The sequence below is a fragment of the Nocardia sp. PLKS1-43 genome, from assembly GCF_059510335.1.
This window is the reverse complement of the sequence record NZ_JCAJZQ010000014.1, coordinates 48864-72737: the sequence shown is the minus strand read 5'-3', so window position 1 is coordinate 72737 and position 23874 is coordinate 48864. Positions and strand designations below refer to the sequence as shown.

Annotated in this window: 26 protein-coding genes; 20 read left to right on the top strand and 6 right to left on the bottom strand. The window is 67.4% G+C overall.

What is annotated here, in order from left to right:
* Window position 1: 1 nt before the first annotated feature.
* Complete coding sequence (locus AC5WS7_RS33960; protein WP_495958716.1) at window positions 2–844, top strand: MBL fold metallo-hydrolase; 843 nt, start codon at window positions 2–4, stop codon at window positions 842–844.
* Between the two features lie 38 nt (window positions 845–882).
* Here AC5WS7_RS33960 and AC5WS7_RS33955 read toward each other — a convergent pair whose 3' ends face one another.
* From AC5WS7_RS33955 to AC5WS7_RS33935, 5 genes are all read right to left on the bottom strand, one after another.
* Window positions 883–2277 carry an amidohydrolase family protein gene (locus AC5WS7_RS33955; RefSeq protein ID WP_495958715.1) on the bottom strand — a complete coding sequence of 465 codons (1395 nt, stop codon included), beginning with the start codon at window positions 2275–2277 and terminating at the stop codon, window positions 883–885.
* Window positions 2270–3019: a cysteine hydrolase family protein gene (locus AC5WS7_RS33950; RefSeq protein ID WP_495958714.1), complete on the bottom strand. Its 750-nt coding sequence runs from the start codon at window positions 3017–3019 to the stop codon at window positions 2270–2272. The genes AC5WS7_RS33955 and AC5WS7_RS33950 overlap by 8 nt, the downstream gene beginning before the upstream one ends.
* A complete protein-coding gene (locus AC5WS7_RS33945) occupies window positions 3016–3471 on the bottom strand; it encodes a cupin domain-containing protein (protein WP_495958713.1) in 456 nt (151 codons plus the stop codon). Before AC5WS7_RS33945 ends, AC5WS7_RS33950 begins: the two co-directional genes overlap by 4 nt.
* Before the next feature lie 119 nt (window positions 3472–3590).
* On the bottom strand, window positions 3591–4244 hold the full coding sequence (locus tag AC5WS7_RS33940; RefSeq protein WP_495958712.1) for a GntR family transcriptional regulator: 654 nt from the start codon (window positions 4242–4244) through the stop codon (window positions 3591–3593).
* 249 nt (window positions 4245–4493) lie between these two features.
* Window positions 4494–5300, bottom strand: a complete 807-nt coding sequence (locus AC5WS7_RS33935; RefSeq protein ID WP_495958711.1) for a BMP family ABC transporter substrate-binding protein — start codon at window positions 5298–5300, stop codon at window positions 4494–4496.
* A gap of 37 nt (window positions 5301–5337) precedes the next feature.
* Here AC5WS7_RS33935 and AC5WS7_RS33930 point away from each other — a divergent pair, with 37 nt between their 5' ends.
* The 19 genes from AC5WS7_RS33930 (at window position 5338) to AC5WS7_RS33840 (ending at window position 22739) form a co-directional block, all read left to right on the top strand.
* Window positions 5338–6501, top strand: a complete 1164-nt coding sequence (locus tag AC5WS7_RS33930) for a methylenetetrahydrofolate reductase C-terminal domain-containing protein (protein ID WP_495958710.1) — start codon at window positions 5338–5340, stop codon at window positions 6499–6501.
* Window positions 6502–6637: 136 nt separating this feature from the next.
* Window positions 6638–7705 (top strand): phosphotriesterase family protein, encoded by a 1068-nt coding sequence (locus tag AC5WS7_RS33925; RefSeq protein WP_495958709.1) that lies wholly within the window; start codon window positions 6638–6640, stop codon window positions 7703–7705.
* Window positions 7706–7870: 165 nt separating this feature from the next.
* Window positions 7871–8944 (top strand): ABC transporter substrate-binding protein, encoded by a 1074-nt coding sequence (locus AC5WS7_RS33920; RefSeq protein WP_495958708.1) that lies wholly within the window; start codon window positions 7871–7873, stop codon window positions 8942–8944.
* Window positions 8941–9723: an ABC transporter ATP-binding protein gene (locus AC5WS7_RS33915; RefSeq protein ID WP_495958707.1), complete on the top strand. Its 783-nt coding sequence runs from the start codon at window positions 8941–8943 to the stop codon at window positions 9721–9723. Before AC5WS7_RS33920 ends, AC5WS7_RS33915 begins: the two co-directional genes overlap by 4 nt.
* A gap of 12 nt (window positions 9724–9735) precedes the next feature.
* Window positions 9736–10644: an ABC transporter permease gene (locus AC5WS7_RS33910; RefSeq protein WP_495958706.1), complete on the top strand. Its 909-nt coding sequence runs from the start codon at window positions 9736–9738 to the stop codon at window positions 10642–10644.
* Between the two features lie 451 nt (window positions 10645–11095).
* A complete protein-coding gene (locus tag AC5WS7_RS33905) occupies window positions 11096–11269 on the top strand; it encodes a hypothetical protein (RefSeq protein ID WP_495958705.1) in 174 nt (57 codons plus the stop codon).
* A 13-nt stretch (window positions 11270–11282) separates the two neighbouring features.
* On the top strand, window positions 11283–11615 hold the full coding sequence (locus tag AC5WS7_RS33900; RefSeq protein WP_495958704.1) for a helix-turn-helix domain-containing protein: 333 nt from the start codon (window positions 11283–11285) through the stop codon (window positions 11613–11615).
* Window positions 11616–11691: 76 nt separating this feature from the next.
* Entirely contained in the window at window positions 11692–12240 is a 549-nt protein-coding gene (locus AC5WS7_RS33895) for an aromatic-ring-hydroxylating dioxygenase subunit beta (protein ID WP_495958703.1), read from the top strand.
* A gap of 54 nt (window positions 12241–12294) precedes the next feature.
* Window positions 12295–13677, top strand: a complete 1383-nt coding sequence (locus AC5WS7_RS33890; protein WP_495958702.1) for an aromatic ring-hydroxylating oxygenase subunit alpha — start codon at window positions 12295–12297, stop codon at window positions 13675–13677.
* Window positions 13674–14318: an isochorismatase family protein gene (locus AC5WS7_RS33885; RefSeq protein ID WP_495958701.1), complete on the top strand. Its 645-nt coding sequence runs from the start codon at window positions 13674–13676 to the stop codon at window positions 14316–14318. Before AC5WS7_RS33890 ends, AC5WS7_RS33885 begins: the two co-directional genes overlap by 4 nt.
* On the top strand, window positions 14315–15568 hold the full coding sequence (locus tag AC5WS7_RS33880) for an NADH-ubiquinone oxidoreductase-F iron-sulfur binding region domain-containing protein (RefSeq protein ID WP_495958700.1): 1254 nt from the start codon (window positions 14315–14317) through the stop codon (window positions 15566–15568). Before AC5WS7_RS33885 ends, AC5WS7_RS33880 begins: the two co-directional genes overlap by 4 nt.
* A 2-nt stretch (window positions 15569–15570) precedes the next feature.
* The gene (locus tag AC5WS7_RS33875; RefSeq protein ID WP_495958699.1) at window positions 15571–15762 is read left to right on the top strand and encodes a ferredoxin; all 192 of its coding nucleotides are present in this window, start codon (window positions 15571–15573) and stop codon (window positions 15760–15762) included.
* Window positions 15763–15822: 60 nt separating this feature from the next.
* The gene (locus AC5WS7_RS33870) at window positions 15823–16596 is read left to right on the top strand and encodes an SDR family oxidoreductase (RefSeq protein ID WP_495958698.1); all 774 of its coding nucleotides are present in this window, start codon (window positions 15823–15825) and stop codon (window positions 16594–16596) included.
* 62 nt (window positions 16597–16658) lie between these two features.
* Window positions 16659–17675, top strand: coding sequence for a 2,5-dihydroxypyridine 5,6-dioxygenase NicX family protein (locus AC5WS7_RS33865; RefSeq protein WP_495958697.1), 1017 nt, complete (start codon window positions 16659–16661; stop codon window positions 17673–17675).
* A 5-nt stretch (window positions 17676–17680) separates the two neighbouring features.
* A complete protein-coding gene (locus AC5WS7_RS33860) occupies window positions 17681–18823 on the top strand; it encodes a DODA-type extradiol aromatic ring-opening family dioxygenase (protein WP_495958696.1) in 1143 nt (380 codons plus the stop codon).
* Complete coding sequence (locus AC5WS7_RS33855; protein ID WP_495958695.1) at window positions 18820–19704, top strand: nitrilase-related carbon-nitrogen hydrolase; 885 nt, start codon at window positions 18820–18822, stop codon at window positions 19702–19704. The genes AC5WS7_RS33860 and AC5WS7_RS33855 overlap by 4 nt, the downstream gene beginning before the upstream one ends.
* Window positions 19701–19955 carry a hypothetical protein gene (locus tag AC5WS7_RS33850; protein WP_495958694.1) on the top strand — a complete coding sequence of 85 codons (255 nt, stop codon included), beginning with the start codon at window positions 19701–19703 and terminating at the stop codon, window positions 19953–19955. Before AC5WS7_RS33855 ends, AC5WS7_RS33850 begins: the two co-directional genes overlap by 4 nt.
* A gap of 35 nt (window positions 19956–19990) precedes the next feature.
* A complete protein-coding gene (locus AC5WS7_RS33845) occupies window positions 19991–20740 on the top strand; it encodes a maleate cis-trans isomerase family protein (protein ID WP_495958693.1) in 750 nt (249 codons plus the stop codon).
* Between the two features lie 64 nt (window positions 20741–20804).
* Window positions 20805–22739, top strand: a complete 1935-nt coding sequence (locus AC5WS7_RS33840; protein ID WP_495958692.1) for an oxidoreductase — start codon at window positions 20805–20807, stop codon at window positions 22737–22739.
* A 22-nt stretch (window positions 22740–22761) separates the two neighbouring features.
* Here AC5WS7_RS33840 and AC5WS7_RS33835 read toward each other — a convergent pair whose 3' ends face one another.
* Window positions 22762–23592: a GntR family transcriptional regulator gene (locus tag AC5WS7_RS33835; protein WP_495958691.1), complete on the bottom strand. Its 831-nt coding sequence runs from the start codon at window positions 23590–23592 to the stop codon at window positions 22762–22764.
* Window positions 23593–23874 lie beyond the last annotated feature (282 nt).

Genomic DNA, 23874 nt, shown 5'->3' with positions numbered 1-23874 from the left:
CATGATCAACGAGCCCGGCCATGCGGCCTGCTATCTGGTCATCGGAACCCGCGCGGCGCTGCTGTTCGACTCGGGATTGGGGATCGCGCCCATCTCCGTGATCGTGCGGGAGCTGACGAGTCTGCCTGTGCTGGTGGTGTCCTCGCATCACCACATCGATCATCGGGGCGGCAATGCCGATCTGGCGGCGCATCTGGAAGTGCGGGATTTCTGTGCCCATCCCGCCGCGGCCGAGCGCGGATCCGGGTGTGCGCACGACGCGGCGGATCCGGAATTCCTGCGTGCCTACGCGGGGGCGATGACCCATGTCATCGCCGAATTCGGTCGTTTCGCCGAGTTGGACGCCCGGTATTTCTTCACCCTTGCTCGGGTCGGTCATCCGCGCCCGCTGCCGGACCTGACCGGGTGGACGGTCGGGGCCACGCCGGTCACCCGGACTCTGGCCGACGGCGAGATCATCGATCTGGGTGGGCGAAGCGTCGAGGTGCTGCACACGCCCGGACATGCCCCGGACGCGCTGTGCTTGTTCGAAAGATCTTCGGGCACATTGCTTTCCGGCGACACTGTGCTCTCCGCGGCGCATTGGCTGCACGGTCCGGGTGCGGACCCGGTCGGTTTCGCCGCCTCGACGCGGCGTTTGGCGCAACTGCCTGTTACTCGAATCCTGGCCGCGCACAACATCATCTGCGAACTGCCCGGCCGTGCTGCCGGTGAAGTGGCCCGCGCCGCGGCGGCTCTGCTCGACGGAACGACGACTGTCACCGCCGGACGCGACATCCTCGGCCATCCGGTGACCCGCCACGACTGTGGACCGGTCACCCTGCTCACCCCGCCGAGTACCTGAATCGTGTCTGCGCACAGTCGAATCCGTCGCGTCCGGATTCACACGGCCGCTCGGGTCGCGGGCGCCAGCCCGTCGAGGCGCAGCCGCCTGCTCGCCTCGGCTGCCAGTGGGGACAGTGCCCGGCGCCCGTCACTGATCATCGTGCCTCCCAGGTAGACGCCGACGAGATTGCGCAGCCCGCAGGACAGCACGTACGCGTCGACCGGTCGCCACAAGGGGCCGACGTCGGGAGCGGTGGGGTCGACGAGCACGAAATCGGCGAACTTGCCGGGTTCCAGACTGCCGACGCGGTCGTCGATGCCCAGGATCCGGGCCGAACCCAGCGTGTGCATCTCCAGGACGCGCCGCATCGAGATCGCGGCCGGATCCTGCGTGCTCGCCCGCACGCTGTACGCGCCGATGCGCATGTTCTGCCAGGGATCGGCGAGGTCCGAGCAAGCCTGGTCGTCCAGTCCCATGCCGATCTCGATGCCCGCCCGTGCCAAGGCCGGGATGTCCGCCACACCCGAGCCCAGTCGTCCGTTGGCGGCAGCCTGCCAGCTCATTCGTGCGCCGGTCGCCGCGGTCCGTGCGATGAACTCCGGTGTCGCGTGCACGAAATGACCGAAGATGAAATCCGGCCCCAGCGCGCCCGCGCTGTCGTACCAGTCGAACTTCGCCCGCTGCCGCTCGAGCGCCACCGACGTCTCCAGAAAATGTGCCTGGTTGATGACGCCGAACTCCCGCATCAGCGCGACCTCGTGCCGCGCGGCGTCGCGGTTCTCGGCCCACTGGACCCCGCCCATGACGGCGGCGGCCAGCGCGTAGCGACGGTCCAGTCCCAGCACGTACTCCACCGTTGCGCGGAACCGTTCGCGGATCTCGGCGAAGGTGCCGATGTCGGAGTCCGGGCGGGTGGCGTTGACGAACCGGATTCCGGCGTCGTACTTGGCGTCGATCTGACGCAGGATGTGCTCGAGCGGCCGCAGGCCAGGGCCGGGTTCGGTGCGGTGGCCATCGATCATGTCCGCCCACGGTTCGCGCGGGTCGGTGAAGTCGAACGCCGTGGTGACGCCCGCGTTGAGGAAGTCGAAAGCGCCGTGCAGCGTCGCCCAGTAGATCTGGTCGAGGGTGGCTTCGCGGGCGGCGCTCATCACGACGTTCGCCCAGTCGTAGAGCTGGTCATCGGCGGCGAGCCCGCGCAGGCCCGAGGTCCACAGGTGGCTGTGCGAGGAGACGAAACCGGGCGCCACGAACTTGCCCGCGGCGTCGAGCAGGGGAAGATCGCCGTGGACCGGAGTGCCTTCGCCGAGTTCGGTCACGATCCCGTGCTCGATCCGTACCCACCCGTCGTCCAGGTAGTAGGGGAGGCCGGACTCCGGCGGGGCGCCGGTGATCAGCCGGGCGTGTGCGATCAGCAGCGACGAGGTTCGCCGCGGGGTGTGCTCAGACATCGGGTTCTTCCAGCATGGCGACGACGTCCTGCCATGCCGCGGTGAAACCGAAGCACTGGCGCACGTTGTAGACGGTGGCCTCGAGACAGAAGGCGGGTGAGGAGGTGGTGGCCGCGCCCTCGACGAGCACGGTGTTGTAGCCGAGGCAGGCGGCGTCGGACAGCGTTGACAGCACACATTGGTCGGCGTTGACACCGGCGAACAGCAGTGTGTCGACTCCGCGCAGGCGCAGCACGCTGTCGAGTTCGGTGTCGAAGAAGCCGCTCATCCGGTACTTCGCCACCTGGATGTCCTCGTCGGCGACGGTCAGCTCGTCGACGACGGCGGCGCCCCAGCTCCCGGCCGTGAGGACCGCGTCGCTGCGCCCGACCGCGTCGCCGATACCGCCGCCGGAGCCGTCCGGGTCGTACACGTGGACCACGTTCGCGGGCAGGTTCGCCCGATCCGGCCGGTTGCCCCAGTTGAGCCACACGACGGGAATGCCGGCGGCACGGGCCGATTCGGTCAACGCCCGGCAGGGCTCGATGGCCGCGCGAGGACCGGAAACGTCCACGCCGAGGGAGCCGAGCCATCCTTCGGGATGGCAGAAGTCGTTCTGCATATCGATCACCACCACGGCGGCTCGGTGCAGGTCGAGGCCGAGTTGCTGCGGCCGGGCGGGAAGGCCGCGGATGCGCGGCGCGGGGGCCGGGGGATGCAGGTCGACGTGTGTTGCGGAACGAAGCCAGGACCGGCGGATCATGACTGCCGGAGACCGGCGAAGATCGCCTGCTTGTCCTGGTCGTCGAACGTCGTCGGGGTGCCCGTGGTCACCAGGTGCTCGAATCCGTCCGGGAGGGAACCCTCGTTGTCGGTCGCCATGATCGTGACCGCGTAGAGGCGTTCGGTCGGCGAGGTGTTCCGGATCGTGTGCGTCGATCCCTTGGGTAGCACCAGGACGTCACCCCGGGTGAGTCGCACCGTGTGCTCGTCGCTCGTGGCCTCGGCCGCACCGTTGAGGATCAGGAAGATCTCGACCGATTCCGGGTGGGAGTTCTTCGGTTGCGCTCCGCCGGGCTCCCAGATCTCGAAGAACACGCTCGCGGGCGAGCCGTCGGCAGGACCGGTCAACGGCACGAGTTTGACGAGGTCGGTGGGTGCGATGAGGCGTGCGACGAGGTCGTCGACGTGTTTCACCACAGGTGCTTCGGCCAAGGGAACTCCTCGATGGGCAAGGGTGCGTTCGCGACTTCTCGCGTGCGATCCATGGTCAGACAGCGCCATGACGGCGCAATTACGCGACGTTTATGCCCGTGAAACGAAACGACCGTGCGCTACCCGCGACGCACGGCCCGGCGGACCATCCCGTACTCCACGCCGTCCATCAGATGCAACTCGTGTGCGCGGTACAGGCGCGTGCCGTGCAGCGACGCTCCCACCAGCGTGATCGATAGGGCCGGGCGGGCGTCGTCGAGTGCCAGCACCTCACGCCACGCGCCCTCGGGGACCACCGCCCCGATCTTCGCGGACTCCCACTCCACCGACTCGCCCCGCAGCGCCTCGACGGTCTGGAAGACGGAATATTCGGTGTCGAAGACGACGTCGTCGCGCCGCCGCGCGGGGATCACGTCCTCGGCGGCGATCCGGGGCGTGCCGTCGCCGAGCCAGCGCTTGACCACTCGCAGGCATTCCGATCCGGTCGGCACCGCGAGATCCGCGGCCTCGACATCGTTCAGGGCGGACCATTCGACGCTGATCACATCCACCTCGACCGCGAAACCGGCGTCCTCGAGCAGGTTCGACAGCTCGTAGGACTGGTCGATCCGCAACGCCACGGAGAAGGCGCTCACGTTGGGGAACGTGCCCTGGTGAGCCCGGCGGGCGACCAGCCCGTGCGCTTCCAGACCCACCAGCGCCTCGCGCACCATGGGCCGGGACACGCCCAGTCGCCGGGCCAGTTCGATCTCCGGCGGCAGGGGCGTCCCCATCTCCGCCGCTTCACGGCAAATGCGCTGCAATTGCTCGTGGAGCGAATCGGATCCTGCCCTGTCTGCCATCGATGCTCCCGTTCGGTTGCCGCGGTACCTCTGGTGGTGAGAAAGCAGGGTAACCCGGCCGATGTGCCGGTGCTCGCCGAATCATCCTGTGACGCAACAGGAATGAAACCGCTGCGACCCGAGACCTTTACAACGCTGTCTTACCTTCGGGGTGTGCTTCTCCCCGTACTCCCGGCGTCGTCACGAAGGTGCGCGTTCGAGCCAGATCTCACCGGCCTCCCAACTGCACGTATGAACCGCGGGCAGTTTCGTTCCGGCTACAGCCGTGCGGACCAGGTTTTCAACCACCGGCGCGATCGCGCTTCGGATGCTCGCCGCGTCGTCGCCGACCGGGGTGAGGAATCCATAGGTCGCCGCGCCGAGCGCTCGGGCAGCAGCCGTTGCCGCGGCGCCCGCCTCGTCGGCCGAATGCGCGACCAGGCCGCACTCGAAATGCCGGACCAGGTTCTCGCCGGTGGCCGCGCCCCGGTCGACGTCACGGAAATCGGGCAGGTGCATCAGGACGACCTGCCGCCGCTCGTCCACCTCGGACACGCCTCGGACGAAAGCGGCCGCCGTTCGCCGCTGTGTCGGCACCGCGGGCCCCGCGACGAAACCGATCGGCCCCGCCGTCTCCGTTGCCGCGGCCCGGCCCGCGTGCTCCGCGCCCACCCACCAGCGCCAGTCCACGAGAGTGAGGCCGGGCGGCGGCTCCGCTGCCCCGTCGGTGTACTCCAGCGGGACGTCGCTCAGGATCACCGACCGGACGGCGCTCTCCGTCGCACCGAGCAGTTCGAGTGCCCCGTCGCAGTACTGGATGCCGTGCAGCACAACGACATCGGGTGCGGTAGGGCCGAGCCATCCGCGAGGTATGTCGCCGATCGCGGCCTCGACGTCCAGCCCGGTCGCGGTGAGGCGGTCGACCGCGTGCCACGCGCCGCCGATCCATCCTTCATCCCGGTCCGCTGCCGGGACCGCCACTCCAACCCGCACTGACGACGCAGCCATTCCGCTGAACTCTCCACAATCCGAATCGAGGACGACCATGCAGACCGCGCTGCCCGTTCACTATAACTGTCCCAAATCCATGAAAATCGGTCCCTGCGGCGGGGTTTTCGCAGACGGCGGCTGCGAGACCGCGCCGGAAAGCACGTGTGTATTCCTCGATCCCGGCCTGGCGGCGCGGCGTGCGGCGGACGAAACCGCGTTCCTGGCGGATCTTTCCGCGCCGGGCCCCGCCGGTGCGGGCAGCCGGTTCAAACAGCGCTTGGACTCGGGACGCTTCGCCGTGATCGCCGAGGTGAACGGCGCGGACAGCGCCGATGCGAGCACGTTCGTCGAAGCGGCCCGCGTGGTGTCGGACGTCGCGGACATCGTGTCGGTCACCGATCACTCCGGCGCCAACGTGCATATGGGAAACATTGCGGCGGTGGCGCACCTGAAGGCGGCCGGACTCGAGGTGATGCCCACCTTCGGCTGCCGCGACCGCAATCGGATTGCCCTACAAGGTGATCTGCTGGGCGCGGCCAGTCTGGGCGTCCGGGATGCGTTGCTGGTCACCGGCAACCATGTTCTGGTCGGTGACTCACCCTCGGCGACAGCGGTGTTCGATCTGGACAGCCCGCGCCTGCTGGCGATCGCGGACCGGCTGCGCACCGAAGGCCGATTCGACAACGGCCGAGCGGTGGAGGTCAAACCCGATCTGCACCTCGGCAGCGTGGCCCACCCGTTCGCCCCACCCCTGGGCGACCGCCCGCGGCAGGCCCTGCGCAAGGTGCGTGTGGGCGCGGATTTCATTGTCACGCAACATATTTTCGACCTGCCCCGCTGGCGGGAGTTCATCGCCGGGGTCAACGACCTGCGCGGCGACGAGCGTCCCTTCGCGCTGCTCGGCGGTGTCGCGATCATGCCGAGCGAGCCGATCGCGCGGGCGGTGAACGCCGGGCTGCGCGGATTCTCGATTCCCGAACAGATCCTCGAACGGTTGCGCCACGCCAAGGATCCACAGGACACCGGCCTGGACATCGCCGCTGAGACCGTGCGGGAGCTGCACGAGACCGACGGCGTGGCGGGATGCCTGCTCGCCCCGGTCACCGGCAGACAGAACGCGCTCACCGCGTCCGCCGAGCAAGCCGAGCTGATCGCCGAGGTGCGGCGTCGCGCGGGCATCCCGGTCGATGCCTCCGCGCAGACCGGAGCGGTCGCATGAGCGAACGATCAACACAGCGCGGCCCCGCGCACGACGAACTCCGGCGAGGTGGAGTCGTGAGTGCAGCGCAGCCGAACGAACCACGGGCACAGCGTGTCCCGTGTTCGACGGAGCCGAGTGTCGGCGAGGTGGAGTCGTGAATGGGAGCGCGCTCAACGGGAAGTCCGTGATGAGCGTGACCGGTCCGGTGGCGGCCACCGCCTTGGGCGTGACACTGCCGCACGAGCATCTGATCGCGAACGCGGGCACACAGTGGATCTACCCGTCCGACGTGGAGCAGCTCACGAAGTACACCCGGCCCTACCGGGCGGAGCTGCACGGGGCGGTCCAGCTGGAGCCGTTCTCCTACCGATCGGCGATGCAGCAGCTCGACTTCGAGGTCGCACGCGAGGAACTGGCCGGTTTCGCGGCCGTGGGCGGAACCACGGTCGTCGATCTGGGCATCTCCGGCTATGGCAGAGATCCGCAGGCGTTGCGCGCGCTGTCCGAACTGACCGGCGTCACGGTCGTGATGGGGTGCGGGGAGTACGTCGAACACTCACATTCGCCGTATGTGCGGCACTGTTCGGCCGAGGTGATCCGGGATGTGCTGCTCGAGGAGATCAGCGACGGTGCCGGTGCGACCGGCGTGCGTCCGGGTGTCATCGGCGAGATCGGCACCGGCAATCCGGCCACCTCGGACGAGCGCAAGGTGGTCCGCGGCGCGGCACTGGCTCAGCTCGAATCCGGACTGGCGCTGAACATCCATCGCACGATCTACCCCGATCCACTCGCAACGCTGCCGGTGATCGACGAGGTACTGGCCCTGGGCGTGGATCCGGCCAAACTGATCATCAGCCACTGCGACGAGCGCCCGGAGCCGGAATTCGCCTTCGAGGTCGCCCGGCGCGGCTGCTGGGTCGAGCTCGACACCTGGGGGATGGAACAGTGGGCCAGCTCCGCGCGCCGGGGTGACGAGTATCCCTTGCGATCGTTCGACCATCATCGCATCGACCTGCTGCTGTCGCTGCTGGACGCCGGTTTCGGCGGGCAGCTCCTGATGAGCCACGATATCGCGATGAAACCGCAGTTCACCCACTACGGCGGTTGGGGGCTGAGCCACCTGTCCAGCAACATCCGTCCCCGTCTGCTGGCTCGCGGCGTGGGCGAGCAGCAGTTCGACGAGCTGACCATCGTCAATCCAGCGCTCGCGATCGTGAGCTGACTCAGGAAGTAACCGAACCGGTCGGTGTGAAACGTCGGCGCAATTATCGCCGAACGATCGCGTTACACCGTCGTCTTACCTTGAGCCCGAACGAAGTTCACCTACCTCCGCAACCCGCAGCAGTCGGGTCAGGCGTCGAGTTCATCACCCACCGAGGAGATCACCTTGTCGAAGATACTCACCAGATTGCGTGGCGTCGCCGTTGTCGCGGCCGCCGCGGCTCTCGTCCTGACGGGCTGTTCGAGCACGGCAGGCACCGTTGCCAAGAGCGCGGACGGGCTGACCAAGGTGACGGTGGTCCTGGGCTGGTTGCCCACCGCCGAGAGCGGCGGGTTCTACGCCGCACAGCAACTCGGCTACTACAAGACCGCGGGCCTGGACGTCACGATCGAACCGGGCGGCCCGCAGGTCTCGGGAACGCAGTTGGTCGCGAGTGGCAAAGTGCAGTTCGGCATCACCGGCTCCGGATCCAACGAGATCGTCGCTGCCCGCGAACAAGGGATCCCCCTGAAGGCCGTCAACGCGATCATGCAGGACAGCGCCACCGGCATGATGGTGCACGCGGACACCGGCATCGGCAGCCTGAAAGACACCGCGGGCATGACGTGGCTCAACTCGCCGGGTGTGCTGGGCCCGGAGTGGGCGAAGAAGACGCTCGGCATCACCTTCGCCCAGCAGCAGTACACCGGCAGCCTGGCCAACTTCCTGCACGACGACAAGCTCGTCCAGCAGGGCATCGCCTCGAACGAGCCGTACGTCGCCCATGAGCAGGGTGCGGCGGTGAAGTTCCTCCCGTTCTCCGACATCGGCTTCAACCCGTACAACACGGTCACCTACGTCACGGACAACTTCCTGAAGACTCAGCCGGACATCGTGAAGAAGTTCGTGTCCGCGAGCAACCAGGGCTGGCGTGACTACGTCGGTGACGTCGAGGTCGCCACGGACGTCAACGCCCACCTGACCAAGGACGTCGACAAAACCTTGGACGCCGCGCTGGTGTGGTTCGAATGGGACGCGCAGCGCAAGTACATCCTGGCGGGCGACGGCGCGCGGCGGATCGGCGCGATGAACCGGGAACGTTGGCAGGCGTTGATCGACCAGATGCGAACGCTCGGTGTCGTGAAGAAGTCGATTTCGGTCGACGACGTCGCGGACTTCGACGTGACCGGCAACCTGGCCCCCGCCGCCGAGCAACCGGCCGCCCCGAGCGGTTCCTACGACCCCATCACGTACCGATGACGACCAGCGCCACCGAGACGACGACGACCTCCGGGACGCGCGAACGGGCCCCGATGCTCGAGTTCCGCGGGGTGGAGAAGGTCTTCCGCAACGGTTACCACGCGATCACGCCCCTGGACCTCACGGTGAGCACCGGCGAGATCGTGTCCATCGTGGGCCCCTCCGGGTGCGGCAAGACGACCGTGCTGCGCATGGCCGCCGGGCTCACCGAGGTCAGCCGCGGCACGCTCACCCGGCACGCCACCGAGCAGGCGTACGTGTTCCAGGATCCGACGTTGCTGGCGTGGCGCAACGTCCGGAGCAACGTCGAGCTCGTCGCGAAGCTGAAGAAAATGCCGAAGCAGCAACGCCGTTCGGCCGCGCGGCAGGCGATCGAGACGGTCGGACTGACGGACTTCGCGAGTGCGCTGCCCCGGCAGCTGTCCGGCGGGATGAAGATGCGGGTCTCGCTGGCGAGGGCGATCACGAGCGCACCGAAGATCATGTACTTCGACGAGCCGTTCGCGGCCCTGGACGAGTTCACCCGCGCGCACATGTCCGACGTGCTGCTCGATCTGTGGCGGTTGCAGGACTTCTCGGCCCTGTTCATCACCCACTCCATCACCGAAGCGGTGAACATCGCTCACCGTGTGGTCGTGATGGCCGCCCATCCGGGCCGGGTCGAGCAGGTCCTGACGTCCCCGAGCCCCCCAACGGCCGACCCCGCGGCGCCGCGTGACCGTGACGCGCTGGCCGAGATGGAACGTGAGATCGCCGGCATGCTCGCCGGTACGCATTAGAGGAATGGTTCGATGACACGCTCTGTCCATGTAGCACAAGAGAATCCGGCCGCCGCCGTGACCGTGATGGAACCGGCGGCGGAACACCCTGACGTCGCCGACGACCGGGAGCTGGTGCGGCCGCCGCGGCGCAGCCGGGCCAAACAGCTGGTCCGCATCGGGATCCCGGTTGTGTTCGCGGTCGTGGCGATCGCCCTGTGGCAGCTCGCGGTCAAGGCGACCGGACAACCGGCCTATCTCGTGCCCGGGCCCCTCGACGTCCTCGATGCGCTGCGAACCGGCGCGAGCGACCTCGTCGAGCCGGCGATCGTCACGATCAAGGAGGCATATCTCGGATTCCTGCTCGCCGCAGTCAGTGGTTTCGCCGTGGCACTCGTCATGGCGCGGTGGCGTGTCGCGGAGCTCGGTGTCTACCCCTACCTGGTGATCCTGCAGACCGTGCCGATCATCGCGGTCGCGCCGATCTTCGTGGTCTGGTTCGGCGCGGGCAATGCGACGAACATCATCATCGCGGCCATGCTGGCGGTGTTCCCCGTCGCGGCGAACACGCTCCAGGGACTGCGCTCGACCGACCGGAACCTGGTACAGCTGTACCGGATGGCCGGGGCGCCGCCGCGCACTCAGCTGTTCTCCCTGCGGATCCCGCACGCCGTGCCGCAGATCATGACCGGACTGAAGATAGGCGCCAGTTCGGGCGCGATCGGCGCCATCGTCGGCGAGTTCGCCGCGGGCATCGGAGGCGGCGCCGGTGGCCTCGGCTACGCGATCACCCGGTACGCGAACCAACTGCAGACTCCGCAGCTGTTCGCCGCAGTCATCGTCGCGAGCGTGATCGCCCTCGTCCTTTTCGGCCTCGTCACGCTGATCGAGTGGCTGTTGCTGCACCGCTGGCACGAATCAGCGACCCCGCAGGACGACTGAGGCATCAGGAGGATCGACGCGGGGTGCATCGCACGTGCGGCGACAGGGCGCGGTCGTCCCCGAGGCCATCACCTCACCGAACAATCGGGGCTCATCGCATTTCACAAGCGCCTCGGTTTCGATGCCCGCGTGGTCGCTGACTGGGTGTATCGGCCGTAGCGCTGATCTTCGCGAGGTTCACACACACCCCTGCGCCAGAGATCTTGTCGAGTGCATTCCTGCTGGTCTCGGGGTTCCTCTTCGGCCGAACCACAGGGCCCCCGACTGCCTGCTCTACATGCATTCATACACGAATTGCTATCCAAGGCAACGACGTTCAGCGGGGACTCGCCATCTGTAGTCCGCACCGCTCCCGAGCGAGACCAGATTACGAGACCGCCCCACAGGTGACTTCGAATCGTCCGTAACTGCACGGTTCGGTGGCATCCCACCCCGACGGCACCTGGACGCGGTGATCACCGACCGCGTCCTGGTCCCCGGCATTCCGCCGCACGGAGCTGGTCGACCGGCTCCAGGCGGGCACCTGAGTGCCATCCTGCACAACCTCGGCGAGGCGATCGAACGCACCGTGGCCCGTCCTCGCGCGAGCCTGCTCGCCGCCGTTGCCGAACCCGAACCGGCGTAGCGGCCCGACATCAATGATGTTGCCGCGCAAATACTTCCAGAGGGCTGTGCAACCAGCGCAGCGCAACGATCGCACCGCGGTGCGCACCCGCCGGCGATGGACCGAGGTCCACGCCCTGCTGGACCAGGGTGCCAGCATTCGCGCTATCTGCCGCGAGTTCGGCCTGGCCCGCGGCACCGCACGCCGCTTCGCTCGCGCTGCATCGGCCGACGAGCTACTGGTCAGGTCAACAACCGCACCGGATACCGCGTCAGCGCACTCGACGCATACAAATCCGACCTGCGCGTACGTCGCCAGAGTCGCTGGCGCTCCGGCGCGAATGTTGCGCGCAAGTAACCAGTTGTAGTTCAACCCTTGCGCGGGGGTGAATCTTCCGTCACACTGATCTGCATCCAGAAGTGTATACACTTTGAGGGGATCGCATGACCCAGCAGCAGACGGTGGCGCAACGCCGGCTCGCATCCAACGACCCGCGCTATGCGGAGGTCGTCGACTTCTACTTCTACGAGGCGGAACTGCTCGACGACCTGAACGAGCGGCAGTGGCTGACCGACCTGGTCAGCCGCGACATCCTGTACCAGGTGCCGATTCGTGAAACCGTCGAGCGGGCACGCGGTTTCGGCTTCTCGGACGTCTCCTATCACCTGAACGAGAACCTGGGGTCGCTCGAATCGCGAGTTGCCCGTGGTGAGACCGCGTACGCGTGGGCCGAGGATCCGCCGTCACGGGTGCGGCACTTCGTTTCCAACATTCGCGTGCTCGAGCACGAGAGCGGCGATGCCGACCTGATCATCGGGCGCAGTAATACCCTCATCTACCGCACGCGCCAGGACCAGACCGTTCCCCAGATGCTTTCGGGTGAGCGCCGCGATGTGCTTCGCCGCGAAGACGGGCGGCTCAGATTGCTGCACCGGGTGGTCTATCTGGACTTGACGGTGATCGGCACCCACAATCTGTCTCTTTTCTTCTGAGCGACCTCGTTCGCCAGATAGTTCGCTCGATTTCAGCCCAGGAGTTACACAACTATGACCGCGATACGGGAACCCTCACTGTCGCCGCGGGTCCGGACCTTGATGGATCGGATCGAATCGGGACTGCCCGAGGGGCGGATCCCCGCAGGTATTTTCGGAAATGCCGAGGTGCATCAGGCGGAGCTGCGCAAGATATTCGGACGGGCCTGGGTTTACATGGCGCACGAATCCGAGATCGAGGCGAACGGCGATTATGTCGTGCGCCGGATCGGGGAGGATTCGTTCGTCGTGACCCGAGACGAGAACGGTGCCATCCACGTCCTGTTCGACGCCTGCAAACACCGCGGCGTCCAGATCTGCCGGGCCGACTCCGGCAACACCTCACACTTCCGCTGCCCGTACCACGGCTGGACCTACTCCTCGGACGGCAGCCTGGTCGGTGCGCCGCTGTGGAAGAACGCCTTCGGTGCTATGAGCAAGGCGGACAACGGGCTGGCCAAAGCGGCGCAGGTGGAATCCTTCCACGGCCTGATCTTCGCGACGCTCGACCCAGGCGCGCCGCCGTTGCGGGAGTATCTGGGCGGTATGGCGTGGTACATGGACCTGTTGTTCGGCCTCGACAAAGACGGTGTGGAAGTGCTGGGCAAGCCACAGCGTTTCGTCCTCGACGCCAACTGGAAATCCGGCGCCGATAATTTCTCCGGCGACGATTACCACCTCGGCACACTGCACAAGTCGGTCTATGCGATCGGTGCCTTCCCGGTGCCGTTCAGCGAGAACATGATGGGGTACCACATCCAGGCCTCGCCCGGACATTCGCTGTCGTTCTCGATGGCCGAGGACCCCGATGAACCCGGTCCGAGATACTTCGGATTCCCCGACAGCCTCGCGGAGAATTTCGACACCGCCAACATTTCCGCCCACCAGCTCGAGGTGGCTCGCCGCTCGCGGGTATTCGTCGGAAACGTCTTCCCCAACTTCTCCATCCTGGCGCTGCCGATGACCGAGGACGGCGCCACCCATGCGCCGACCGGTGTGCTGACCGTGCGGTGCTGGCAGCCGAAGGGGCCCGGTCAGGTCGAGATGTGGAACTGGTTCCTCGGCTACAAGAACATGACGCTCGAGCAGAAGGACCGCGCCTACCGTGCCGGACTCGGCACCTTCTCCCTCGGCGGCGCCTTCGAGATGGACGACACCGAGCCGTGGATCACTGTCGGGCGCACCGGCCGTTCGGTCGCGGCGGAGTTGCTGGACTTCGAATTGAACTACGAGATGGGCATGCCGGGCGTCGGCATGGCTCATCCGGTGCAGGACTGGCCCGGGCCCGGAAAGGTCTACTGGACCCGCTACGAAGAGGGCGTCCAGCGCAATATGTACGCCTACTACGCGGATCTGATGCGCGCCGAACCGGGCCAGTGGCCGGAGCACGAGTTTTGAGCGGCGCGGACGACGAGCAGGTCCGGGCCCGGTACCGGGAGGGCGGCCTGCTCGGAACACTCACTCCCGGAACACATCCCGCGCTGGTCGTGGTCGATCTGCAGTACGGATTCACCGAGGCGCAGTACGGTCCGGGCTTCGAGATGGACGCGGTTGTCACCGCGACCCGGGAACTGGTGGACGCGGCGCACGAGCACGACGTGCCGGTCTACTTCACGACCATCGCCTTCCCGGTGGACGGCGACAGTACCGCCGGAACCTGGTTGCGCAAGATGCCCGCGATGCGGGGACTGCGAAACGGTGAGCGCAGCGTGCGGATCGATCACCGGCTCGGCCGGCGCGAGGATGACCCGCTGGTGGTCAAACAAGCGGCCTCCGCGTTCTCCGGTACCGATCTGGCCCGATGGTTGGCCGCTGCCGGCGTCGACACGGTGCTCGTCACCGGTGCGACGACCTCCGGCTGTGTCCGCGCCACCGTGGTCGACGCCTGCGCGGCCGACCTGCCCGCCTTCGTCGTCCGGGAGTGTGTGGGCGACCGCGAGGAGGCACCGCACCGGGCCGCACTGCTGGACATCGACGCCAAATACGGCGACGTGATCCCACTCGCCACCGCACACGCGATCGTCAAGGGGCTGCTATGACCACTGCTCTCCGATCGGCGCTGCACCTCGCGCCGAGCCTCGACACACCGGCCCGCGTGGCCGGGGATCTGCCGGGCAGGCTGGTCGTGCCCGGCGTCGAATCTCCCGGCTGGGGGCTCGCCGACGAGCGGGAACTCGGATTCTTCGGCCCCGCGGTCGAATCCGCGGAATTCCTGGCGGAGCTGGCCCGCTCGGGTCTTCGCGGTCGCGGCGGCGCCGGATTCCCCGCCTACCGCAAATGGTCGGCCGTGGCGGCGAGTCCGGACAGTGTGGTCGTCGCCAACGGCCACGAGGGTGAACCCGCGTCGAGTAAGGACGCGTGGCTGCTCACCCGCCGGCCGTATCTGGTGCTCGACGGGCTGCTGACGGCCGCGGTCGTCACCGGATCCGGCGAGGCCGTCGTGTACGCCTCCGAGCCCGCGGTGCTGGTATCGGTCCGTGCCGCTGTCGCCGAAGTCGTTGCGGCAGGGCTGGTTCCGCCGGGGGTGGTGCTGCGGGTACACGAGGCGCCCCCGGGATATGTGGCGGGCGAGGAGTCGGCGGTCGTGGCGTCCATCAACGGCCGCCCGGCGAAACCGGTCAGCAAGCCGCCTCGCCCGTTCGAGGTGGGTGTGCGCGGTCTGCCGACTCTGGTGAGCAATGTGGAGACCTTCGCGCACGCGGCGTGGATTCGCCGTTACGGTGCCGCCGAATTCGCCCGTGCGGGTACCGCGGCGTCGCGTGGTACAGCACTGTTCACTGTCACCGGCCGCGTCACGGCACCCGGTGTCTACGAAATGCCCTTGGGCACAACGATTTCGGATCTGGTTGCCGTCGCCGGTGGCGGGGCGGTGCCGATGACGGGCGCGCTGCTCGGCGGCTGGTTCAACGGAATCTCGCTCGGCGACGTGGGTGCGCTGTCCTGCTGCTACGACGCGATGCGTGCGGCGGGCACCGGTCTCGGCTGCGGCGCGATCACGGTCCTGGGGCCCGAGGACGATCTGGTCGCGCTGGCAGCCGAGCTCGCCGTCTGGTTCCAGAACGAGAGTGCCCTGCAATGCGGTTCGTGCTTCACCGGCACGAAGGCGATCGCACGGGCGTACCGGCAGATCCTGCGTGGTGAGGATGCCGCCCGGCATATGACGGACCTGACCCGCTGGGGTTCGGACCTGCCCGGCCGTGGCGTGTGCGGCCTCATCGACGGCGCGGCGGCGCTGGCTCGCAGCGGCGTGGAAGAACTCGCGCGTCGCGACACACGGAAGGAGTGGTGAGTATGCGGGTGATCGTGGACAACACCAAATGCGACGGGTATGGGACGTGTTTCGACATGTGTCCCAGTGTCTTTCGCTCCGACGACTGGGGATATGCCGCGGCCGTCGGCGACGGCAGCGTCGCGGAACCCGACGAGCCCCTGGTGCGGCGGGTGATCTCGCTGTGCGCCGAGCACGCGATACGCGAGATCTGAATCCGGCACACCGGCCGGGTGCCGCGGCGGCACGACGATCGATCAGCTGAAGGAGAAATTGTGTATCTGGGTCTGGAAAACGGTGTGGCGCTGGTGACGGCCGCCTCCCGAGGCATCGGCCGGGCAACGGCCGAACGGCTGGCCGCCGAAGGGATGACGGTGATCGCGGCCGCGCGCAGCGCGACCGGCGAACCCGAAACCGTCGGCAGCGGGTCCATCGTGCCGTTCGCCCACGATCTGGGTGATGCCCAGGCCACCGCGGCCCTCGTCGACACGGTGGTGGCCGCCCACGGTGCGGTGGACGTCGTGGTGCTCAACACCCCCGGGCCGCGGATCGTGCCGGCGCTGGACGCCGAATGGGACGACTGGGCCGCGGCCCACGACACCCTGCTGCGTCCGGTGGTGCAACTCGCCACCGCGGCCGGTCGGGTCATGCGCGACAAGGGAGCCGGCGCGATCATTCTGCTGTCCTCGACCTGGGTGCGCCAGCCCGCCTCGGGTGGGGTGCTGTCCGCGGCGTACCGGTCGGCCGCCTCGGCGTTCGTCAAGAACCTTGCGAGCGAACTGGCTCCGGCGGGCGTGCGAGTGAACCAGATCATGCCCGGCGCCACCGGAACCGACCGGATGCAGGGGATCGTCGAGATGAAGTCCGATCGCAACGGCACCACCGTGGAAGAGGAGATCGCGCGTGTCGTCGCCGATATCCCGGCCGGCCGGTGGGCGGAGGCGAGTGAGATCGCCGACGCGGTCGCATTCCTCGCGTCGGCGCGCGCGTCGTTCATCACCGGCACCTCGCTGTCGGTCGACGGCGGCGCCGTGCGGGCCGCGCACTGAGTCGTCGGCCAGGTGAAAAACCCGGCCGGAGAACACGTTTCGTCACCGAGAAGGAAGTAATCATGCCGAAAACCCTGACCGAGAACTTCGTCGAACAGTTCCGGCTGTGCAAGGTGAACGCCGACGAGACCGTGGCGGTGATCGCCGAACTCGGACAGAAGACCGAGTACGTCGAATCCGCCGTGGCCGCGGCACGGCAGCTGGGCGCCGGTGTGCTGGTGCTGCACGCGTCCAGCCTGTCCAATCCGATGCTGCCGCCCTACCGGCCCGACGGCCGCGAGGTCGCGCCGCTGCTGGCCGCGGCGGGGGAGTGCGATTTCGTCGTCGACGTCACCGTCGGCGGGCTGATCCATTCCGATGTGCGCACCCGGATCACCGGGAACGGCAAGCGGATGTTGTTCGTGGCCGAGCCGAACGACGTGCTGGAACGCCTGATGGGCGACGAGAACTTACGCAGGACCGTCGAGGCGGGTGGCCGGAAGCTGCGTGCCGGATCGACGCTGCATGTGACCAGTGCCGCCGGCACCGATCTGACTGCCGACATCTCCGGGACCGACCTGCCCATCACCCACCAGTGGGGTTATGTCGACGAGCCTGGCCGCTGGGACCACTGGCCTTCGGGTTTCGTCGCCTGCTTCCCGAACGACCGCACCGCCGAGGGCCGCATCGTGTTGCAGCCCGGCGACGCGCTGATCCCCTGGCAGCGTTACGTCCAGGACACGGTCACCATCGAGGTCGAGAAGGGCTACATCACGAGGATCTCCGGTACCGGCACCGACGCGCACGTTCTCGACGACTACTTCCGGGCCTGGGGCGACGACGAGGTGTGGGCCACCAGCCACATGGGCTGGGGTGTGCTGCCGCACGCGCGGTGGTCGGCGTTCGACGTCTACGACCCCCGCTCGCTCTACGGTCAGGAATTGCGTTCCACCGCAGGCAATTTCATGTGGTCGACCGGTTCCAACCGGTTCGCCGACCGCGAGACGCCCGCCCATCTGGATGTGCCGATGCGCGGCTGCACCGTCGAGATCGACGGTGTGGCAGTGGTCCGCGACGGCGCCCTCGTCGAACAGGAGTGAGGACAGTGCCCGTGGACAAGAACGCGATCGAACGGGCCGTCCTGGCGATGGCCCGCGACCCCGAACTGCTCGAGCAGGTGAAGGCGCAGCCCTCGCGCGCGCCGGAACTACTGGGCGTCGATCAGGAATGGGCCGAGACCATTCTGTCCGGTAACCGAGATCGGTTGCGCGCCATCGGACTCAACGACGGCCTGACCATTCTGGTGAGCCGCTGGTTCAACGACGATCTGGGTGACGCAGCCAGCCGCGGCGGATTCATCGTCGACGACACGCTGCCACGGGCCGATCCGGACGTACCCGGCGGTGTGGTCTTCGCCGGTGGCTGCTCTCACGTGCCGGATCTGCTGGCGCGCCCCGAGATCGATCCCGACGATGCGGTGGCGCGGTTGCTGGACGGCTACGAACGTCTGCGTCGCGATCTGATCGCAGCCGATCCCGACGTCGTGCTGGTGACGGCTGATTGCCACTTCCAGAGCTTCGAGACCGGCCACAACGTGATCGGCACCGGCTCGGGTCACACCGGCTCGATGGAGTTCTTCAAGCGCGGCGATCTGGATCTGAACCTCACCGGAATGCCTGATTTCGCAGGCGAATTGGCCGCCGCCGTGCGCGCGGCCGACCTCGAGGTCGAGGAGGCCGAGCGCGTCGACCTCGACCACGGGCTGATCGTGCCGCTGCGGCTGGTGCTGCCGCGCCCGGATCTGCCGGTGATCCCGATCATCACCCAGCCGCACCGCAGCTTCTCCCCGTTCAACGCGCGCCGCTTCGGTGAGGCGCTGCGGGGTGTGGTGACGCGCTCGGGCCTGAAGGTGGCGTTCCTGGCCACCGGCGGCCTGTCGCACTGGCTGGATCCCGGGCACTTCGGCGGCGTGGACGTCGAATTCGACACCTACATCCTGAAGCTGCTGGAGACCGGGCGCGGTCTGGACCTGTGCTCGCTCGAGCCCTACCCGCTGCTCGAGCACGGCCAGTACGAGATCCAGAATTGGATGATCATGCTCGGGCTGATCGGACCCGGCGTGCACGGCACCGTGTACACCTACGAGCCGATGGAGGCCTCCGGTGGCGGCTGGACCGTGGTGAACATGGATCTCGCCCGCGCGCGGAGCCAGGCCACGGCGGCAGTCGCGGCGGGGCAGGCGTCATGACCGCGCGGACGCTGAAGGTGGGCCTGACCCAGTGGCACGCGACCACCGATGTCGCCGCCAACCTGGCCACCGCCCTCCGATTGATCGAACGGGCCGCGGCCGCCGGGGCACAACTGGTGACGCTGCCGGAGAACGGCCTGATGCTGGGAACCAACGTGCAGATGCGCGAGGCAGCCCTGCACGAGGACGCCACCGAGATCCGGCAGTTGCGCCGGGCTGCCGCCACCCACGGGGTGGCGGTGGTGCTGGGCGGGATGAAGAACCGCACCGCCGAGGCGACCTACAACTCGGCGCTGGTGATCGACGCCGCCGGCGAACTGGTCGGACGCTACGACAAGATGCACCTGTTCGATGCCCGGATCGGCGGCCGGTCCTTCGAGGCATCGACGGTCGAGCGGCCCGGCGCCGGGCCGGTTCTGCTGGATCTCGACGGCATCCGCATCGGCCTGACCATCTGCTACGACGTGCGCTTCCCCGAACTGTCTCGCGCACTGGCGGTAGCCGGTGCGCAGGTGCTGCTGGTGCCGGCGGCGTTCGTGCAGTCGACCGGTGCCGCGCACTGGCACACCCTGCTGCGCGCGCGGGCGATCGAGAATCTGGCCTATGTGGTCGCGCCGGCGACCGTGCATTCGCCGGACCCCGAGTTCGCGGACGCGTTCGCCACCTACGGGCATGCGCTCGTGGTGTCGCCGTGGGGCGATGTCCTCGCGGATCTGGGAGAGGATCCGGAGGCGGTGCGAGTGGTCGAACTCGATCTCGAAGCCGTCACCCGGGCGCGCGCCGGCCTGCCCGTTCTCGCCGGTCGCCGCGGCGCGGGCGAGTACGACGCCGATCCGCGCGTACTGCGTCTGTCGGGCCGCGCTGCGGAGGTGGCGCGATGAGTGAGCCGGATGCCGGCGATCTGCCGACCGGGGTGATCCGGGCCGGCGAATGGTCCGGAGTCGGAAACGAATTCACCGGTGTCCGATTCCGCAAGGTGTGGACCCGCAACGGGGAACGCCTCGAGATCCACGTGCCGCGCACGGGCGCGCACATCCTGCTCGACGCCATGGCCCTCGAGGTCGTCGCGGGGCAGGCACCCCAGTTCTTCACCCGGTTGATCGCCGAAGGACTGGGTGCGGCCGACGAATGACCCTTTCACCACTCGATGACGAAGGTAGCCAGTCGATGACGACGAAACGCGTGGGCATGATCGTGCCCAGCTCCAACACCACCATGGAAACGGAGATTCCGGCCATGCTGCGGGCGCGCGCCGAGGTGCGACCCGAGGAACAGTTCACCTTCCATTCCTCACGGATGCGCATGCAGCACGTGACGCCGGAGCAGCTGACCCAGATGGACAGCGATTCGCTGCGCTGCGCCGCCGAACTCGCCGACGCCCGCGTCGACGTGATGGCTTACGCCTGCCTGGTGGCGATCATGGCGCAGAGCCGCGGCTATCACACGGTCTCCGAATCCAAACTGGCGCAGATCGCGAAAGAAGAAGCCGGCGAAGCGATTCCGGTGCTTTCCTCCGCGGGCGCGCTGACCGAGGCGCTGGCACATTTGAACGTGCGCAAGATCGCCGTCGTCACGCCGTACCTGAAGCCACTGACCGCGACCGTGTGTGACTATATCGAGCACGAGGGCTTCGAGGTGGTGGATTCGCTGAGCCTCGAGGTCGCCGACAATCTGGCCGTCGGGCGCCTGGATCCGCGCAATCTGCTCGAACACGCCCGCACTGTCGACACCTCCGACGCGGAGGCGTTGGTGATCAGCGCCTGTGTGCAGATGCCGTCGCTGCCGATCCTCGACGAGGTGCAACGGCAGTTCGACATCCCGGTGCTTTCGGCGGCCGCGGCGACCACGTGGCGCTTGCTGCGCAGCCTCGACCTCGATCCGGTCGTCCCGCGCGCGGGGGCGCTGCTCGCCCCGTAGATCCCGAATTCCCCGAGTTTCTATTTCTCGAATTCCCTCGGCCCCCTTACGAATCGAGATTCCCATGAGCTTCGATGCTCTTTTCCGGCCCGGCCGCATCGGCCCGGTCGAACTTCGCAATCGCGTGGTGAAATCACCGAACAGCAGCGCGACCGCCAATATGGACGGCACGATCAGCCGGCGCACCGTCGACCACTATCGCCGTCTCGGTGAGGGTGGTGTCGGCCTGATCATGACCGAATACACCTACGTCGACGACGACGCCAGCAAGGCGATCCACAACCAGCCCGGAATGAGCCGGCACGAGCACATCGCGGGATGGGGCTGGCTCGTCGACGAGGTGCACGCCACCGGCGCCAAGATCGGCCTGCAATTGGCTCACGGCGGCCGCCAGAAATTCCTCGGCACGGCACCGATCAAATCGGCCACCGACAGTTCCTGGGATTACGTCGAAGCCGTGGCCGGGGTGATCCCGCAGCCGGTGACCGTCGCCGAGATCGACGATATCGTCACCGCGTTCGCGCAGGCCGCACTGCGAGCCTGGAAGGCCCGTTTCGATCTGGTCGAGGTGCATGCCGGTCACGGGTATTTGATCACCAATTTCCTTTCGCCGCATACGAATTCACGTACTGACGACTACGGCGGCAGTTTCGCGAACCGGTCCCGGATCCTGGTCCGGATCGTCGACGCCATCCGCGCCGCGGTACCGCGGGACTTTCCCCTGAGCGTGCGCGTCTCGGTGACCGACTACGAGCCCGACGGTATTCCGATCGAGGAGACCGTGGAGCTGTGCCGGTTGCTGGAAGCGCACGGCGTCGATGTCATCCACGCCTCCGGTGGTCACCACGCCACGATGGAGTGGGAGGTCAGTCCCTGGTTCAATACCCGCGCACCGCACCGCTGGGGCTGGGAGAAATTCCGGCCCGAGCTGTCGATTCCGGTGATCGGTTCGGGTTCGCTGGTCTCCCCGGAGATTGCCAACGACGTCATCGCCTCCGGCTCCGCCGATTTCGTGTCACTGGGTCGCGCGATGCTCGCCGATCCGGACTGGACGCGCAAGGCGCAGGCGGGCCGGACGCTCGAGATCGTGCCCTGTATCCGCTGCAACGACGGTTGTCTGCATCGGGGCGTCGACAAGGGGCGTTCCGTCGGTTGCACCGTGAACCCGTCGGTCACCGAGGAGGGCCGTTTCCCGATCACCGTGTCCGGCACCAGGAAATCGGTCGCGGTCGTGGGCGGAGGACCCGCCGGCCTGCGCAGTGCGGCGGTGCTGAGCGACCGCGGGCACGAGGTGCGGCTGTTCGAACCCGGTGAGCTCGGCGGCTTGCTCACCCATGCGCTGGGGTCCACGGTCAAACAGGATATCGCGGCCTTGGTGACTCATCTCGTGCACGAGGTACGCCGCCGCGACATCGCGGTGGTACCGGCCCGTGCCACAGCCGCGGAACTCGTCGCCGGCGGCGTGGACGCGGTGGTCGTCGCCACCGGAGCACCGCTGCGCGAACCGGACTTTCCGATCGCCGCGGAGGTGCCGCACGTGCATGCGGCGCACGTGCGCGCGCAGACGCCGCTGCACGGGCGCGTGGTGGTGATCGGCGGTGGGCTGCAGGGGTGCGAGACCGCGCTGCGGGTCGCGGAGATGAGCGATACCGAGGTCACCGTTGTGGAGCAACAGGATTCGCTGCTCACCGGGGACGAGGTGATCTACGACGTGCTGAAACTGCCGCAGTTCCTGCAACGAGCCGGAGTGCGGATTCGCACCGGGGCACGGGTGAGCGAAGTGAGCGCCGACGGCGTCGCGATCCGCAGCGCCGACGGCGACGAACTACTGCCCGCCGACACGGTGGTCACGGCACTGGGACGGGTTCCGGCGTCGAACGAGCTCGCCGACGAATTGCGCAGTGCCGGAATTGATGTGCACGTGATCGGCTCGGCGTTGCGTCCGGGCCGGGTGTACGACGCGATCCACACCGCGTTCTTCACCGCGCGCGTCATCTGAGTGGTTCGCGCGGGGCCGATCATCAGGCGGACCGATCCGGCGGCGCCATCAGGATCAGGTTGGAGGTGGCGAAATCCGGCAACACCGGATCGGAATCGATCCAGTAGATCCGCGCGGGACGTTCGACGCGGCCCCGCTCGTCGTGTTCGATCACGATGTCGCGGCCGCGCATCGCCACGAGCAGGGAATCGAAACAGTGATCGGGGTCCGCATCGAGGACCAGCCCCAGTGCCGCGTCGATCAGATGGAATTCCATTATCCGCCGAGCCGAGGCAGCGTTGCGATTGCTGATGGCATCGAGAAAGAACTGGTCACTGTCGATGAAATCGTCCGGTGTGCGGGCATGCGAAAGGTAGACGCTCTGATGGCGGTAGATCATGGTGTGCAGCGATCGGGTCAGGTCCGCGAAATTCGACGGGTAACGGTCCAGCGCCACATCATGGAACAGCTGATGTGCGTCCTGGAAGCGGCGGCTGTGCGCGCGGTGTGTGCGCATGTCCTCCAAATGCTTTCGCATCTGCCCGATATCGTCGTCGCTCAGCAGTTCGACGATCGCGCCCACGGTGGGAGGCTCGAGCAGAACCCGCAGCGCATAGCTCTGCTCGGTCTCGGAATTCACCAGCGGGGCCACGTGCATACCGCGGTTGGCGTGTGCCACGACGAGGCCGTCGGCCTCCAGTCGTTGCAGTGCCTCGCGCAGGGGGGTGCGACTCACCTCGAGTTCGGTGGCCAACTGCTCCTGGGACATCCGCCATCCCGGTGCGTACGCACCGGTGATTATGCGTTTCCGCAATGTCTGGTACAGCGCATCGACGGTGGTACCGGCGCGGGGCTGTCGAGCAGAGGTAGTCATCAACATCATCCTAAGGTCACCGGCGTGGACGGCATCGCGCCGAGGATAAGTGTATCCAATTATGTGTACAAACAGTTCGATGCGGTGCCGCACCGCACCGGACATCGGAAGGAGTAAGTGATGGGCGCACTGGATGGTCAGGTCGTCGTCTTCGGCTCGGGGCGCACCGCGCGTGGTACCAGAGCGGATCGACCGGACGGATCGGCGTCCGGCCGGGGCCGACAAGGCGATCATCACAGCCTCGTATCCCCTATTGCGGATTCCCGATCGGCCAGGCATGCT

Bases quoted from the DNA above. Each gene is read 5' to 3' on its own strand.
- AC5WS7_RS33960 (WP_495958716.1), top strand. From the start codon at position 2: ATGATCAACGAGCCCGGCCATGCGGCCTGCTATCTGGTCATCGGAACC.
- AC5WS7_RS33955 (WP_495958715.1), bottom strand. From the start codon at position 2,277: ATGTCTGAGCACACCCCGCGGCGAACCTCGTCGCTGCTGATCGCACAC.
- AC5WS7_RS33950 (WP_495958714.1), bottom strand. From the start codon at position 3,019: ATGATCCGCCGGTCCTGGCTTCGTTCCGCAACACACGTCGACCTGCAT.
- AC5WS7_RS33940 (WP_495958712.1), bottom strand. From the start codon at position 4,244: ATGGGGACGCCCCTGCCGCCGGAGATCGAACTGGCCCGGCGACTGGGC.
- AC5WS7_RS33935 (WP_495958711.1), bottom strand. From the start codon at position 5,300: ATGGCTGCGTCGTCAGTGCGGGTTGGAGTGGCGGTCCCGGCAGCGGAC.
- AC5WS7_RS33930 (WP_495958710.1), top strand. From the start codon at position 5,338: ATGCAGACCGCGCTGCCCGTTCACTATAACTGTCCCAAATCCATGAAA.
- AC5WS7_RS33915 (WP_495958707.1), top strand. From the start codon at position 8,941: ATGACGACCAGCGCCACCGAGACGACGACGACCTCCGGGACGCGCGAA.
- AC5WS7_RS33910 (WP_495958706.1), top strand. From the start codon at position 9,736: ATGACACGCTCTGTCCATGTAGCACAAGAGAATCCGGCCGCCGCCGTG.
- AC5WS7_RS33900 (WP_495958704.1), top strand. From the start codon at position 11,283: ATGATGTTGCCGCGCAAATACTTCCAGAGGGCTGTGCAACCAGCGCAG.
- AC5WS7_RS33895 (WP_495958703.1), top strand. From the start codon at position 11,692: ATGACCCAGCAGCAGACGGTGGCGCAACGCCGGCTCGCATCCAACGAC.
- AC5WS7_RS33890 (WP_495958702.1), top strand. From the start codon at position 12,295: ATGACCGCGATACGGGAACCCTCACTGTCGCCGCGGGTCCGGACCTTG.
- AC5WS7_RS33880 (WP_495958700.1), top strand. From the start codon at position 14,315: ATGACCACTGCTCTCCGATCGGCGCTGCACCTCGCGCCGAGCCTCGAC.
- AC5WS7_RS33875 (WP_495958699.1), top strand. From the start codon at position 15,571: ATGCGGGTGATCGTGGACAACACCAAATGCGACGGGTATGGGACGTGT.
- AC5WS7_RS33865 (WP_495958697.1), top strand. From the start codon at position 16,659: ATGCCGAAAACCCTGACCGAGAACTTCGTCGAACAGTTCCGGCTGTGC.
- AC5WS7_RS33855 (WP_495958695.1), top strand. From the start codon at position 18,820: ATGACCGCGCGGACGCTGAAGGTGGGCCTGACCCAGTGGCACGCGACC.
- AC5WS7_RS33850 (WP_495958694.1), top strand. From the start codon at position 19,701: ATGAGTGAGCCGGATGCCGGCGATCTGCCGACCGGGGTGATCCGGGCC.
- AC5WS7_RS33845 (WP_495958693.1), top strand. From the start codon at position 19,991: ATGACGACGAAACGCGTGGGCATGATCGTGCCCAGCTCCAACACCACC.
- AC5WS7_RS33840 (WP_495958692.1), top strand. From the start codon at position 20,805: ATGAGCTTCGATGCTCTTTTCCGGCCCGGCCGCATCGGCCCGGTCGAA.
- AC5WS7_RS33835 (WP_495958691.1), bottom strand. From the start codon at position 23,592: ATGACTACCTCTGCTCGACAGCCCCGCGCCGGTACCACCGTCGATGCG.